The 14,098-nt window shown below is 66.5% G+C and carries 15 protein-coding genes; 8 read left to right on the top strand and 7 right to left on the bottom strand.

Annotation, left to right across the window (positions count from 1 at the left end; translation table 11 throughout):
- Positions 1-56: 56 nt before the first annotated feature.
- Positions 57-692 (bottom strand): hypothetical protein, encoded by a 636-nt coding sequence (locus BN2156_RS29480; RefSeq protein ID WP_162490998.1) that lies wholly within the window; start codon positions 690-692, stop codon positions 57-59.
- Between the two features lie 61 nt (positions 693-753).
- On the opposite strand from BN2156_RS29480, the gene BN2156_RS29475 reads away from it, so the two are divergent.
- A complete protein-coding gene (locus BN2156_RS29475; protein WP_090518647.1) occupies positions 754-1,278 on the top strand; it encodes a gamma carbonic anhydrase family protein in 525 nt (174 codons plus the stop codon).
- On the opposite strand, the gene BN2156_RS29470 is transcribed toward BN2156_RS29475, so the two are convergent.
- Genes BN2156_RS29470 through BN2156_RS29450 form a run of 5 tightly spaced genes read right to left on the bottom strand, consistent with a single transcriptional unit; the run spans position 1,275 to position 5,815 of the window.
- Entirely contained in the window at positions 1,275-1,694 is a 420-nt protein-coding gene (locus BN2156_RS29470; RefSeq protein WP_090518378.1) for a nuclear transport factor 2 family protein, read from the bottom strand. The two genes, BN2156_RS29475 and BN2156_RS29470, sit on opposite strands and share 4 nt — an antisense overlap.
- A 1-nt stretch (position 1,695) precedes the next feature.
- Positions 1,696-2,574 carry a TIGR03619 family F420-dependent LLM class oxidoreductase gene (locus BN2156_RS29465; protein WP_090518377.1) on the bottom strand — a complete coding sequence of 293 codons (879 nt, stop codon included), beginning with the start codon at positions 2,572-2,574 and terminating at the stop codon, positions 1,696-1,698.
- A 2-nt stretch (positions 2,575-2,576) separates the two neighbouring features.
- The gene (locus BN2156_RS29460) at positions 2,577-3,752 is read right to left on the bottom strand and encodes a thiolase family protein (RefSeq protein ID WP_090518376.1); all 1,176 of its coding nucleotides are present in this window, start codon (positions 3,750-3,752) and stop codon (positions 2,577-2,579) included.
- A complete protein-coding gene (locus BN2156_RS29455; RefSeq protein ID WP_090518375.1) occupies positions 3,752-4,813 on the bottom strand; it encodes a thiolase family protein in 1,062 nt (353 codons plus the stop codon). The genes BN2156_RS29460 and BN2156_RS29455 overlap by 1 nt, the downstream gene beginning before the upstream one ends.
- A gap of 9 nt (positions 4,814-4,822) precedes the next feature.
- Positions 4,823-5,815 (bottom strand): Zn-ribbon domain-containing OB-fold protein, encoded by a 993-nt coding sequence (locus tag BN2156_RS29450; protein WP_090518374.1) that lies wholly within the window; start codon positions 5,813-5,815, stop codon positions 4,823-4,825.
- A 58-nt stretch (positions 5,816-5,873) separates the two neighbouring features.
- Between BN2156_RS29450 and BN2156_RS29445 the strand changes: the two genes are divergently transcribed.
- From BN2156_RS29445 to BN2156_RS29430, 4 genes are all read left to right on the top strand, one after another.
- Positions 5,874-6,905 carry an LLM class F420-dependent oxidoreductase gene (locus BN2156_RS29445; protein ID WP_090518373.1) on the top strand — a complete coding sequence of 344 codons (1,032 nt, stop codon included), beginning with the start codon at positions 5,874-5,876 and terminating at the stop codon, positions 6,903-6,905.
- 110 nt (positions 6,906-7,015) lie between these two features.
- Complete coding sequence (locus BN2156_RS29440; protein WP_090518646.1) at positions 7,016-7,696, top strand: acetoacetate decarboxylase family protein; 681 nt, start codon at positions 7,016-7,018, stop codon at positions 7,694-7,696.
- Positions 7,693-8,898 (top strand): cytochrome P450, encoded by a 1,206-nt coding sequence (locus BN2156_RS29435; protein WP_090518372.1) that lies wholly within the window; start codon positions 7,693-7,695, stop codon positions 8,896-8,898. The genes BN2156_RS29440 and BN2156_RS29435 overlap by 4 nt, the downstream gene beginning before the upstream one ends.
- Before the next feature lie 147 nt (positions 8,899-9,045).
- On the top strand, positions 9,046-9,387 hold the full coding sequence (locus BN2156_RS29430; RefSeq protein ID WP_235625534.1) for a hypothetical protein: 342 nt from the start codon (positions 9,046-9,048) through the stop codon (positions 9,385-9,387).
- Positions 9,388-9,458: 71 nt separating this feature from the next.
- Here the strand turns inward: BN2156_RS29430 and BN2156_RS29425 are convergent, their stop codons facing one another.
- Positions 9,459-10,259, bottom strand: a complete 801-nt coding sequence (locus tag BN2156_RS29425; protein WP_090518370.1) for a crotonase/enoyl-CoA hydratase family protein — start codon at positions 10,257-10,259, stop codon at positions 9,459-9,461.
- Between the two features lie 69 nt (positions 10,260-10,328).
- Here BN2156_RS29425 and BN2156_RS29420 point away from each other — a divergent pair, with 69 nt between their 5' ends.
- Genes BN2156_RS29420 through BN2156_RS29410 form a run of 3 tightly spaced genes read left to right on the top strand, consistent with a single transcriptional unit; the run spans position 10,329 to position 13,982 of the window.
- Positions 10,329-11,978: a medium/long-chain-fatty-acid--CoA/3-oxocholest-4-en-26-oate--CoA ligase gene (locus tag BN2156_RS29420; protein ID WP_090518369.1), complete on the top strand. Its 1,650-nt coding sequence runs from the start codon at positions 10,329-10,331 to the stop codon at positions 11,976-11,978.
- Entirely contained in the window at positions 11,978-13,099 is a 1,122-nt protein-coding gene (locus BN2156_RS29415; protein WP_090518368.1) for an NAD(P)H-dependent flavin oxidoreductase, read from the top strand. Before BN2156_RS29420 ends, BN2156_RS29415 begins: the two co-directional genes overlap by 1 nt.
- A gap of 46 nt (positions 13,100-13,145) precedes the next feature.
- The gene (locus BN2156_RS29410) at positions 13,146-13,982 is read left to right on the top strand and encodes a class I SAM-dependent methyltransferase (protein ID WP_090518367.1); all 837 of its coding nucleotides are present in this window, start codon (positions 13,146-13,148) and stop codon (positions 13,980-13,982) included.
- Positions 13,983-14,098: the final 116 nt, after the last annotated feature.

Raw genomic sequence — 14,098 nt, 5'->3', positions numbered from 1 at the left:
AGCCCGGATGGCAATAATTAAGGCGTGACCTGGGGCATACCCGTCGCGACCGGCAGTTACTCCCGCTCCGGAAGGCCGATTCTCAAGGCGATCTGCTGCATTCGGCCGACGCTGGCCACAGTCTGCGGCGACACCGGATCATCCGGGTTGCTGTCGAACTCCAGGCGCACCACCGCGCGCCCCTGCGTGTACATCAGCAGTGTCACGGCCTTCTTCCCATCGGGTGCCGTCCCCGAGATGACGGTGCCGTTCGAGCCCACCGGCACCGGCTGCGGCTGCCCCCCGGTCACCATGGTGCTCACCGCAGCGGCGGCCTGTTTGAGCGTCGCCGACGCGGTGGCCACATCCGGGTAGATCAGGATGGTGTCGGCGATCGCCCTGGTGTCGTCGGCGTTGACGAACAGCGCGGTGGCGCCCGACTGACCGTCCGGGTTCACGTTGCTGGACCGGGCGGTGAACGTGTCCGGCGGAATGCTGACATCCTCGGCCTGCAACAGCAGGTGGCTGTAGTCGGACGCCTGCGATTTCGGCGACTTCGGCGCCGTCGCCGATGCCGAGGTGGACGGCGTGGCCATCCACGGCGTACTCGGTGACTGGTCGGTGGGAGTGCAGGCGCCGGCCGTGCCGACGACGGCCGCAGCAAGGCCGATGGTGATCAAGAACCTGGGGTGAAAGAGTGTCGTGAGCGACATAGTTACTGTTCAGGGTACGCGTCGCTGCGCTGACGCCGGTTTCCTGCGGTATATGTGGACGATGCCGCTGTATTCGTTCGAGGGCCGGGCGCCCGTGGTCGACCCCGGCGCATTCGTTGCCCCGACGGCAACATTGATCGGCAACGTGACGGTGGAGGCCGGTGCCTCGGTGTGGTTCAACACCGTGCTGCGAGGAGACTTCGCCCCCATCGTCATCCGTGAGGGTGCCAACGTCCAGGACGGGTCGGTGCTGCACGCGCCACCGGGGATCCCGGTCGACATCGGGCCCGGTGCGACGGTTGCCCACATGTGTGTCGTGCACGGTGCGCACGTGGGCGAGGAGGCGCTGATCGCCAACCACTGCACTGTGCTGGACGGGGCAGTGATCGGCAGGCGCAGCCTCATCGCGGCACATTCACTGGTGGTCGGGGGCACCAAGATCCCCGACGAGGTGTTGGTCACCGGTGCACCCGCGAAGATCCGGGGACCTATCGCGGGCACCGGTGCCCAGATGTGGGTGCAGACAAATCCGGCGGCATACCGGGAGCTGGCCCAGCGCTACCTCACGGGGCTTGCCGAGATCTAGCTGTCGATCTTCTCGGCGGTCGCGCGGTCGACTTCCCAGTAGGCCCGCAACGCCACCAGCTGTCCCGCCTCGTTCGCGCGGTAGGTGAAGACGCCCGGGGTGGTGATGCGGTGTCCGCCCATCGTGGTGACGATGCTGCCGACGTTGGCTTCCTCGCTGCCGCACTGGAACGTGTCGACGAACTTGAACTCGAGGTTGTCGGTCGGTGCAATGGCCTTGTCCCAGAACGCCGCAATGGCGTCCTTGCCCTGGTGACCGTTGCCCTCAGGATCGAAGAAGGACGGGCCGATGGGATCCTGCACGATCGCGTCGTCGGCGAAATTGGCCAGCCAGGCCTGCTTGTCCCGAGCGGCGACCGCATCGCGGGATCGCTTGCCCGCCAAATGTGCCGGGTGTTCGGAGTTCGTCACTGCCATGTCAGTCCTGCCAGCCGGAGTGGATGTAGGTGTCGGCGAAGCGCTTGAGCGAATCCTGCTTGCGCTCCAGCGGCGCGTCGAAGCCCAGGCCCTCGAGCATCCACGGGATGACGATGTTGTCGGTGATGCCGGCCTCGGCCAGCTCCCGATGCCCGTCGAGGTCGAACTTGTCGATGCACACCGACTGGAACTCGAACGGCTCGTCGGCCCGGCCGTATTCGGCCCGCAGCTTGTTGATGGCCGCCACGGTCTCGGCCAGCTGCGCGCACGTCATCATCGCGCTGGTCCAGCCGTCACCCACCCGGGCCGCCCGCTTGAGGGCCACCGGGGTGTGCCCGCCGACGTAGAACGGGACGGGCTGTGACGGTGCCGGGCTCATCTGCAGCCGCTCGAAATCGTAGAACTCGCCGTGGAACTCGACCATCCCGCCGCCGAGCACGAGCTTGAGCACCTCGATCATCTCGTCGACGCGGGCGCCGCGCTTGGCGAACGGAACCCCGCACCACTCGAATTCCTCGGGCGCCCAGCCGATCCCGACACCGAACCCGAACCGATTGTTGGTCAGGTTGGCCACCGAACCGACCTGCCTGGCCAGCAGCAGCGGATTGCGCGACCCGAGCTTCATCACGTTGGTGTAGAACCGCAGTGTCGAGGTCACCGCACCCATCGAGGCCGCCGCGATCAGCGGATCCACCCACGGGGTCTCGGCATTCCACATCCGTGACCCGTCCGGGGTGTACGGATAGTCCGCGGCCTGCTTCTCCATGTAGAACAGCGAGTCCGGCAGCGCGATCGAATCGAACCCGACTTCCTCAGCGGTGCGGGCCAATCCGGTCAAATGCTCCAGCGGGCCCATGGCCACGCTGAGCGTGTACTTCATACTCACTTGTCCGCCGGCTTGTCGCTGGAGACCACCCACATCGAGTAATACTGCGCGCCACCGCCGTAGGCGTGGCCCAGCGCCTTGCGGGCGCCCTCGACCTGATGATCGCCGGCCTTGCCCATCACCTGGATCGCCGATTCGGCGAACCGGATCATGCCGGACGCGCCGATCGGGTTGCTCGAGAGCACGCCGCCGGAGGCGTTGAACGGGATCTTCCCGCCGATGGCGGTCTCCCCGGCCTCGGTGAGCTTCCAGCCTTCGCCCTCGGCGGCAAAACCGAGGTTTTCCAACCACATCGGCTCGAACCAGGAGAACGGCACGTACACCTCGGCCACGTCGATCTCGTCGATCGGGCTGGTGATGCCTGCGTCGCGCCACAGTGCGGCCGCGGCGTCGCGCCCGGCCTGCGGGTTGACCTGGTCACGACCGGAGTAGGCCAGGGGCTCGGTCCGCAGGGCCGTGGCGTGGATCCACGCGACCGGATGACCCTCGGCAACTCGAGCATCCGCTGCGTCTTCATTGCCGATCACCAGGGCCGCGGCACCGTCGGACGACGGACACGTCTCGTCGAAACGAATCGGGTCCCACAGCATCTGCGAGGCCATCACCTTCTCCAGCGTGATGTCGGGCTGGTGCAGGTGAGCCAACGGATTCTTGGCACCGTTGAGCCGGTCCTTGACCGCCACCATCGCGCCGATGTGGTTCGGGGCGCCGGAGCGGCGGATGTATGCCCGCACGTGCGGCGCGAAGTAGCCGCCGGCGCCGGCACCGACCGGCTTGGTGAAGGGCACCGGAATGCTCAACGCCCACATGGCATTCGATTCCGACTGCTTCTCCCACGCCATGGTCAGCACCCGGCGGTACTTGCCGGACTTGACCAGGCTGGCGGCGACGATCGCCGTCGAGCCACCCACCGAACCTGCGGTGTGGACGCGGATCAGCGGCTTGTTGGTGGCGCCGGTGGCGTCGGCCATGAACAACTCGGGCATCATCACGCCCTCGAAGAAGTCCGGTGCCTTGCCGACCACCACGGCGTCGATATCGTCCATCGTCGAGCCAGAATCGGCCAGCGCCTTGTCGATGGCCTCGCGCACCAGCCCGTTCATCGACACGTCGTGCCGCTTGGCGACGTACTTGGTCTGGCCCGTTCCGAGGACCGCTGCTTTGTTAGCCATTATTTGCCCTCCAAGACCGCGACCAGATTCTGTTGCAGCGCAGCGCCACTGGTGGCGTGCGCCAGCACGCGCCCGGCCGAGCCGGAGAAGATGTGCTGCGCGGCGAAACCGATGCGCTCCAGGCCGGCCGAGAACATCGGATTGGCGGCCAGCGCGCCGCCGGAGGGGTTGATCTTCGTGGCATCGCCCAGCCCGATCGCCTCGGTGAGGATGAGCTGCTGGTGGGTGAACGGCGCGTAGATCTCGGCCACCTCGATCGAGCTCACGTCACCACCAGTGGCGGCCTGAGCCGACGCGGCGGTCGAGGTCGAGACGGTCAGATCTCGCGCACCGAGCACGGGGGTCTCGATGCGGTGCTCGAAACCGGTGATCCAGGCCGGGTTTTCGCGAAGTTCGCGGGCCCGGTCGCCGGCCGCCAGGACGATGGCCGAGGCCCCGTCGGTGATCGGGGCGATGTCGTGGCGGCGCAGCGGATCGGCGAAGAACGGGCGGTCCAGCAGTTCGCTGATGCTGCCGGTGACCTGCTCACGGTCGGTGCGGCCACCCGCGGCATACGAATCGAGGGCGACCTGAGCCATCTGCTCAGCGGTCCACTTACCGGCATCCAGGCCGAAGCGGGCCTGAAGTCCGGCCATCGACACCGCATCCGGCCACAGTGGCGCGACGGTGTAGGGGTCGGTCTGCAGGGCCAGCACCCGGCGCAGGACACCTGCGGAGGACTTGCCGAAGCCGTAGACCAGCGCGGTGTCCACCTCGCCGGTCAGGATCTTGATGTAGGCCTCGTACAGCGCCCAGGCCGCGTCCATCTCGACGTGCGATTCGTTGATCGGCGGCACCGCGCCGATCGAGTCGATCGCCGAGATGAACGAGAAGGCACGGCCGGCAAGGTAATCGGAGGAACCCGAGCACCAGAAGCCGATATCGGTCTGCTGCAGGCCGAGCTCTTCGTAGAGGCTGGCGAAACACGGCATCAGCATCTCGACGCCGTTGGTGGTGCCATCCGTGCGGCGCACATGCGGGGCATGCGCGAAACCGACGACGGCTACTTCACGAGAAGTCATGTGATCCCTTTACAGGTGGTGCTTGTAGCTGTCGTAATCGGCGTCGGGCTCACCCGTCGGCCGGAAATGCGAGATGTTGTCGATGCCGAGGCCCCATTCCTCCTGGGGCTTCCACACCGCTTCGACTCGCATGCCCATCCGCACCTCGGACGCATCGATGTCGGTGACCAGATGCAGGAACGGGATGTCGGCACCGTCGAGCAGCACATAGGCCGCGACATACGGCGGCTTGATGCGCTGGCCGGCGAACGGGATGTTGATGATCGCGAACGTGGTGACGGTGCCCTTGTCGACAAGTTCGACGAACTGGTCGAGCTCCTGGCCGGTGGCCGGATCAGCTTCCTTGGGCGGGAAGTACACCTTGCCCGTGTCGCCGGAGCGGGCGCCGAGCAGCTTGCCGTCGCGCAGGCCACGCAGGTAGGTGCTCTCGGGACGCGAGGCGGTGTGCTGGATCTCGATGGCCGAGGGGACGACCAGCATGGTCACCGGATCACGGTCATCGGTCGCCACCGCCGGGACGTCCTCGGCGATCTCGCCGGGCACGAAGTACGCGATGTCGGTGATCGCGCCCACCGGCTCGTCGACCCAATGCACGTGTACGCGGGCACCGCTGCTGAGCTCGCCTTCCTTGACGTCCACCGCATGCAGCAGGGGGGTGTCGGCGCCGTCGAGCTTGATCAGCGCCCAGGCGAACGGCCGGTCCAGCGGCTGACCTTCCAGCGGCTCGGGCTGCCAGGTCCAGGACACGACGGTCCCGACGCTGGACACCGGAACCACCTCGGTCAGGGCCTCGTAGGTGACCGGGTCATACTCAGCGGGTGGCACGTGCACGCGTCCGTCAGACCCGCGCACGCCGACGATCCGGCGCTCACGCAGGGCAGTAAAGAACTGGCTGAGCAGTGGACCTACTGAACGGGTGTAGTCAAACGACAGTTTCAGTGGCGCGGAAAGTGGCGGCTCACGGTGATCTGTCGAGGCCGGGCGGCTTTGGCTGGCTGTCACACATCGAGTAGAACAGGTTCTAACAATCGTGGCAAGGACACGTGGGAAGGCAATCTAAATGAAGCTCGGTCTGCAACTCGGATACTGGGGCGCACAGCCGCCGACCAACCACGCCGAACTCGTGGCCGCGGCCGAGGCGGAGGGCTTCGACACCGTCTTCACCGCGGAGGCCTGGGGCTCGGACGCGTACACCCCACTCGCCTGGTGGGGGCGGGAAACCACCCGCATGCGGCTGGGTACCTCGGTCATCCAGCTGTCCGCCCGTACCCCCACCGCGTGCGCGATGGCCGCGCTGACGCTGGACCACCTGTCCGGCGGCCGCCATATCCTCGGCCTCGGTGTGTCCGGCCCGCAGGTGGTGGAGGGCTGGTACGGCGCGAAGTTCGGCAAGCCGCTGGCCCGCACCCGTGAGTACATCGACATCCTGCGTCAGGTGTGGGCCCGCGAGGCCCCGGTGCACAGCGACGGCCCGCACTACCCGTTGCCGGTGACCGGCGAGGGCACCACCGGCCTGGGCAAGAACCTCAAGCCGATAACTCATCCGCTGCGCGCCGACATCCCGGTCATGCTGGGTGCCGAGGGGCCCAAGAACGTCGCGCTGGCCGCCGAGATCGCCGACGGCTGGCTGCCCATTTTCTATTCACCGCGCATCGCCGGCATGTACAACGAATGGCTGGACGAGGGCTTCGCCCGGCCGGGCGCGCGGCGTACCCGCGAGACCTTCGAGATCTGCGCCACCGCACAGGTTGTGGTGACCGACGACCGGCCCGCGATCATGGAGCTGATGAAGCCGCACCTGGCGCTGTACATGGGCGGAATGGGCGCCGAGGACACCAACTTCCACGCCGACGTGTACCGCCGGATGGGCTATGCCGAGGTCGTCGACGACGTCACCAAGCTGTTCCGCAGTGACCGCAAGGACGAGGCCGCCAAGATCATTCCGGACGAATTGGTCGATGACTCCGCGATCGTCGGTAACCTCGACTACGTCAAGGAGCAGATCAAGGCCTGGGAGGCCTCGGGCGTGACCATGATGGTCGTGGGAGCCCGCTCCGTCGAGCAGATCAAGGATCTCGCCGCCCTGGTGTAGCCCTCGGTGTAGACACTTCTTGAAATCTGTTTACTGCTGGGTCTAGATTCAGTGGTGTGACTGACGCCACTCCTGCCTCGCAGCACACTGTGCTCGGCACGGTTTTGACGATGCCGGTGCAGATCCGTACCGCCGAACAGCACATGGCGATGTTCTCGGTGGACGCCGACGCCGCCCAGCGCATGATCGACTACAGCGGCCTGCGCGTCTACCGGCATCGGCCGCACCGCGCGATCGTCGTGCTGATGCTGATGCGCTACATCGACGGTGACCTGGGCCCGTACCTGGAGTACGGCACCAACGTCATGGTGAACCGGCCCGGGTCGGACGCGTCGGGGCTGCGCGGGCTTGGCTCGGCGGGCGCCTTCGTGCATCACCTCCCGGTCGACGGCGAGTTCACGCTGCAGGCCGGCCGGCAGATCTGGGGTTATCCGAAAGTCTTGGCGGACTTCACTCTTCATGAAGACAGCCCGTTCGGCTTCGAGGTGAACATCGACGGCCGGCCGGCGATCAGGATGGATTTCAAACCCGGGCTGCCGGTGCCCTCGGCGTTCACCGCCAAGCCTCAGGTGCAGTCGACCTTCTCCTGCCTCGACGGCGTCCGGCGTGAAACCGAAGGCCAGATGCGGCTTTCCGGCGTCCGCTACCGCCCGGGTGGAGTCACGGTGCGGCTCGGTGAGCACCCGTACGGCCAAGAACTCGCGGCCCTGGGCCTGCCCAAACGGGCGTTGTTGTCCAGCTCGGTCCGCAATGTACAGATGACGTTTGCTGACGCCAAGGAGATCTCGTGACCCAAGTCCTGCTCAAACCCGATGTGGACCTCACCAACGGCAATTTCTATGCCGACGGTGGCGCCCGGGAGGCCTACCGATGGATGCGGGCCAACGAGCCGGTCTTCCGTGATCGCAACGGGCTGGCCGCGGCCACCACCTATGCCGCCGTCATCGAGGCCGAGCGCAACCCAGAGCTGTTCTCGAACACCGGCGGAATCCGCCCCGAGCAGCCCGGCATGCCGTACATGATCGACATGGACGATCCCGCACATGTGTTGCGCCGCAAGCTGGTCAACTCCGGCTTCACCCGCAAGCGGGTGATGGACAAGGTGCCCTCGATCGTGAGCCTGTGCGACACCCTGATCGACGCGGTGTGCGAACGCGGGGAGTGTGACTTCGTCCGCGACATCGCCGCGCCGCTGCCGATGGCCGTGATCGGTGACATGCTCGGCGTACTGCCGACCGAGCGCGAAATGTTGCTGAAGTGGTCGGACGATCTGGTCTGTGGGCTGAGTTCGCATCTCGACGAGACCGCCATCGGAATGTTGATGGAGACGTTTGCCGCCTACACCGCGTTCACCATGGAGGTGATCGCCAAGCGGCGCGCCGAGCCGACCGACGACCTGTTCTCGATCCTGGTCAACGCCGAGGTCGACGGCCAGCGGATGACCGATGACGAAATCGTCATGGAGACGCTGCTGATCCTGATCGGCGGCGACGAGACCACCCGGCACACCCTCTCGGGCGGCACCGAACAACTGCTGCGCCACCGTGATCAGTGGGACGCGCTGATCGCCGACCAGTCGCTGTTGCCCGGCGCCATCGAGGAGACGCTGCGCTGGACCTCGCCGGTCAAGAACATGTGCCGCACCCTGACCGCGGACACGGTGTTCCACGGAACCGAGCTGAAGGCCGGCGAGAAGCTCATGCTGATGTTCGAATCGGCGAACTTCGACGAAGCCGTCTTCGAGAACCCCGACGATTTCCGGATCGACCGGAACCCCAACAGCCACTTGGCATTCGGCTTCGGCACCCACTTCTGCCTGGGTAACCAGCTGGCTCGGCTGGAACTGCGGCTGATGCTCGAGCGGCTGCTCACCCGGTTGCCCGACCTGCGCTTGGCCAACGACGAGAAGCTGCCGCTGCGTCCGGCCAACTTCGTCAGCGGGCCGGAAGCCATGCCGGTCGTCTTCACCCCGACGGCACCACTGGGGGGATAGCTCTGCGCCGCATGAGCGGTGTCTGTGTATCCCTGTGCCCTGGTTAAGCGTTGGCTGTGCAAGCCCATCACGGGGTTCGCATAGGCATGCTAATTAGATAGTCTCGCGATATCGGGGGATAGACGCGACGATCGAAGGGTGCACGTGATGGCACGACATTTACCTGGGCGAACTGTGTTGAGTGGCGTGGTGCTGGGTGGGGCACTGATGGCCGGAGTCATCGGAACGGCCGGCCAGGCGAACGCGGCACCGGTCCCCGCGCCGACGAGCCTGCAGGTCGGCGCACCGGCTCAGCTGTCCTCGATGCCCGCTCCGCCATTGCGGCCGTGGGGCCCGCCTCCGCCTCCGCCGCCCCCGCCGTTCTGGGGGCCGCCACCTCCACCCCCGCCGCCGTTCTGGGGGCCACCGCCACCGCCCCCGCGGTTCTGGGGCCCGCCGCCCCCGCCGCCGGGGCACTGGGGTCCGCCGCCTCCCGGGCACTGGCGCTGAGAGGCTGAGAAAACCTGAGGCCCTGCTCGAAATATCGAGCAGGGCCTCAGGTTTGCCTCGACGGGCAACAACTACTTCATCTGGAACTTGGGCGCGCGCTTCTCCTTGAAGGCCAGCGGGCCTTCCTTGGCGTCGGCGGACAGGAACACCGGGATGCCGTTGGCGGTGTCGGGCTTGAACGCGTCGTTCTCGTGCATGCCCTCCGTCTCGCGGATGGTCTTGAGGATGGCCTGGACGGCCAGCGGGCCGTTGTTGTTGATCACCTCGGCGATCTCCAAGGCCTTCTCGAGTGCGGTGCCGTCCGGCACGACGTGACCGATCAGGCCGTACTCCAGGGCCTGGGCGGCGGTGATGTGCCGTCCGGTCAGCAGCATGTCGCACGCGATGGTGTAGGGAATCTGGCGGACCAGGCGCACCGCCGAACCGCCCATGGGGTACAGGCTCCACTTGGCCTCGGAGATGCCGAACTTGGCGCTCTCGCCGGCGACGCGGATGTCGGTGCCCTGCAGGATCTCGGTACCGCCGGCGATGGCCGGGCCCTCGACCGCGGCGATCAACGGCTTGGTCAGCCGGCGACCCTTGAGCAGACCGTCGATGCGTGACGGGTCGTAGCTGCCGTCCTTGAACGAATCGCCCGGCGGCTTCTTGGCCGCGCCCTTGAGATCCATGCCTGCGCAGAAGTACCCGCCGGCGCCCGTGAGGATGCAGGTGCGGATCTCCGGATCGTTGTCGACGCGATCCCAGGCCTCGACCATGATCGAGAGCATCTCGGTGGAAAGCGCGTTGCGTGCCTCCGGCCGGTTCAGCGTCAGGATCAGGGTGTGTCCGCGCTGCTCAATGAGGGCGTCGGGGCCCTTTTCAGACTCAGTCACTGGTGTCTGCCTCTCTGCATTTTCGACCCAGACTTGTATCGAAATGTAACACGTTCTAGTTTAGGTTCTGTGGCTCTGAATATTGCTGATCTTGCCGAGCACGCCATCGACGCTGTGCCGGACCGTGTCGCGCTGATTTCCGGCGACGAGCAGCTGACCTACGGGCAGTTGGAGGAAAAGGCCAATCGCCTGGCCCACTACCTGATCGACCAGGGCGTCAAGAAGGACGACAAGGTCGGCCTGTACTGCCGCAACCGGATCGAGATCGTGATCGGGATGCTGGGCATCGTGAAGGCCGGCGCGATCCTGGTCAACGTCAACTTCCGCTACGTCGAGGGCGAGCTGAAGTACCTGTTCGAGAACTCCGACATGGTCGCGCTGATCCACGAGCGCCGTTACGCCGACCGGGTGGCCAACGTGCTGCCCGAGACCCCGGACGTGAAGACCATCCTCGTGGTCGAAGACGGGTCGGACGACGACTACCAGCGTTACGGCGGCGTCGAGTTCTACTCCGCCATCGCCGAGCACTCACCCGAGCGTGACTTCGGCCCGCGCAGCGCCGACGACATCTACCTGCTCTACACCGGTGGCACCACCGGATTCCCCAAGGGCGTCATGTGGCGTCACGAGGACATCTACCGGGTGTTGTTCGGCGGCACCGACTTCGCTACCGGTGAGCCCGTCGCCGACGAATACGACCTGTCCAAGCAGGCCGTCGCCAACCCGCCGATGATCCGGCTGCCCATCCCGCCGATGATCCACGGCGCCACGCAGTCGGCCACCTGGATGTCCCTGTTCTCCGGCCAGACCGTCGTGCTGGCACCGGAGTTCAACGCCGACGAGGTCTGGCAGATGATCCATGACCACAAGGTCAATCTGTTGTTCTTCACCGGTGACGCGATGGCCCGGCCGCTGCTGGACTCGCTGCTCGCCGCGCAGGCCGACGGTAGGGAACACGACCTGTCGAGCCTGTTCCTGCTGGCCAGCACCGCCGCTCTGTTCTCAACGAGCCTCAAGGAGAAGTTCCTCGAGCTGCTGCCCAACCGGATCATCACCGACTCGATCGGCTCGTCGGAGACGGGCTTCGGCGGCACCAGCATCGTGGCCAAGGGACAGAGCCACACCGGCGGCCCGCGCGTGACCATCGACAAGAACACCAAAGTGCTCGACGAGGACGGCAACGAGGTCGTCCCGGGTTCGGGCGTGCGCGGCATCATCGCCAAGTGCGGCCACATCCCGGTCGGCTACTTCAAGGACGAGAAGAAGACCGCCGAGACCTTCCGCACCTACAACGGGGTGCGGTATGCCATCCCGGGTGACTACGCCGAGGTCGAGGCCGACGGCAGCGTGACGATGCTGGGCCGCGGCTCGGTGTCGATCAACAGCGGCGGCGAGAAGATCTACCCCGAAGAGGTCGAGGCCGCCCTGAAGGGCCACCCCGACGTATTCGACGCGCTGGTGGTCGGCGTGCCCGACGAGCGCTTCGGCCAGCACGTCGCGGCCGTCGTGCAGCCGCGCGCAGGTGCCCGCCCGACCCTGGCCGAACTCGATGCCCATGTCCGCACCGAGATCGCCGGCTACAAGGTGCCGCGCAGCCTGTGGCTGGTCGACGAGGTCAAGCGCTCGCCTGCGGGCAAGCCCGACTACCGGTGGGCCAAGGACACCACCGAAGAGCGTGCCGCCGATGACGTGCACGCCAATCACGTGGGAGCCAAATGATGAAGACCGAACTCTGTGAACGGTTCGGGATCGAATACCCGATCTTCGTCTTCACCCCGTCGGAGAAGGTGGCCGCCGCGGTCAGCAAGGCCGGCGGTCTGGGTGTGCTGGGCTGCGTGCGGTTCAACGACGCCGACGACCTCGAAGAGGTCCTGCAGTGGATGGACGCCAACACCGACGGCAAGCCCTACGGCGTCGACGTGGTGATGCCGGCCAAGATCCCCACCGAGGGCACGGCCGTCGACATCAACAAGCTGATCCCGCAGAGCCACCGCGACTTCGTCGCGAAAACCCTTGCCGATCTGGGTGTTCCGCCACTGCCGGCGGATGAGGAGCGCAACGAGGGTGTGTTGGGCTGGCTGCACTCGGTGGCCCGCAGCCACGTCGAGGTGGCACTCAAGCACCCGATCAAGCTGATCGCCAACGCCCTGGGTTCACCGCCGGTCGACGTCATCGAGCAGGCGCACGCCGCCGGTGTGCCGGTCGCCGCACTGGCCGGCAGCGCCAAACATGCGCTGCGCCATGTCGAGAACGGCGTGGACATCGTCGTGGCCCAAGGCCACGAGGCCGGCGGCCACACCGGTGAGATCGGCTCGATGGTGTTGTGGCCGGAAATCGTTGACGCGCTTGACGGTAAGGCCCAGGTGCTGGCCGCCGGCGGTATCGGGACCGGCAAGCAGGTCGCGGCGGCGCTGGCTCTCGGCGCGTCGGGCGTGTGGATGGGTTCGGCCTTCCTGACCTCGGCCGAATACGACCTGGGTCACCGGCTGCCCGGCGGCACCTCCACGATCCAGGAGGCGCTGCTCAAGGCGACCACCGCAGATACCGTGCGCCGCAAGATCTACACCGGCAAGCCGGCCCGGTTGCTCAAGACCAAGTGGACCGACGCCTGGGACGCCCCGGACGCGCCGGAGCCGCTGCCGATGCCGCTGCAGAACATCCTGGTCAGCGAGGCCCATCAGCGGATGAACGAGTCGGACAACCCCGACACCGTTTCCATGCCGGTCGGTCAGATTGTGGGCCGGATGAACGAGATCCGCCCGGTTGCCGACATCATCGGCGAGCTGGTGAGCGGTTTCGAGGCGGCGACCAAGCGCCTGGACGGCATCGCCGGCAGCTGAGTCTGGGCGCAGGCTCGATGTCGTTGAGGTCGGTAGGGTTGAGCCGGTGAACGACGCGCAGGCTCTGGCCGCCAACCGGGCGAACTGGGACGACCGGGCCGAGGTGCACGCCCGATCCGAGATGTACGACGTCGCAGGGTTTCTCGCCGACCCCACCGAGATCTCCTGGGTGGTGCGCAACGACCTTGAGGTACTCGCGCCGCACCTGCCGGAGAGCGGGGTCAAAGGCCGCTCGCTGCTGCATCTGCAATGTCACATCGGCACCGATACCGTGTCGTGGGCGAGACTGGGAGCCCGCGACGTCCACGGCGTCGATCTGTCCCCGAACTCGCTGCGGCACGCGGCCAGGATCGCCGCGGCCGACGGCCGCGAGATCACCTGGGTGGAGGGCGATGCGCGGTTCGCGTCGACGCTGATCCAGCGACGTTTCGAAACCGTGGTGACCAGTACCGGAACCATTGTGTGGCTGCCGGAACTCGCCACTTGGGCCCAGTCGATCCATGACCTGCTGGAGCCCGGCGGAGTGTTCGTGATCCGCGACGACCATCCGATCCTGAGCGCCATGGACTACGAGCCATGGGACGTCACCGACGACTACCTCAGCGGCGGGGGAGTCCGCACCTACGACGACGCAGGAACGTACACCGAGAACTCGGCCGGTCAGATCACCAACGTGCGTAACCATGAATGGCGCCATGACCTGTCCGAAGTCGTCACCTCCCTGCTCCGTGCGGGGCTGGTCATCGAGGCCCTCGCCGAACTGCCCTACATGGACTGGCAGGCATTCCCGGCACTGGTGCCGTGTGAGCAGGGCTGGGCGCTGCCGCCGGGAGCGCCGCGGATCCCGCTGAACTTCGCGGTCGTCGCCCGGCGTCCCCTCTGACAGCGGCCCGGCGGCAGCAGGGCCGCGCCCCAGATCGCCTCACTCGCGCCGAAGGCCATCCAGGTCCGTTTGTGCGGATCGCCCTCGTCGGGCATCCGCCACGTGCGTTGATCCTC

The organism is Mycolicibacterium neworleansense (genome assembly GCF_001245615.1).
Lineage (GTDB): Bacteria > Actinomycetota > Actinomycetes > Mycobacteriales > Mycobacteriaceae > Mycobacterium > Mycobacterium neworleansense.
Note: the sequence above shows the minus strand (reverse complement) of the source record. Positions and strands in the feature narration are given on the sequence as shown.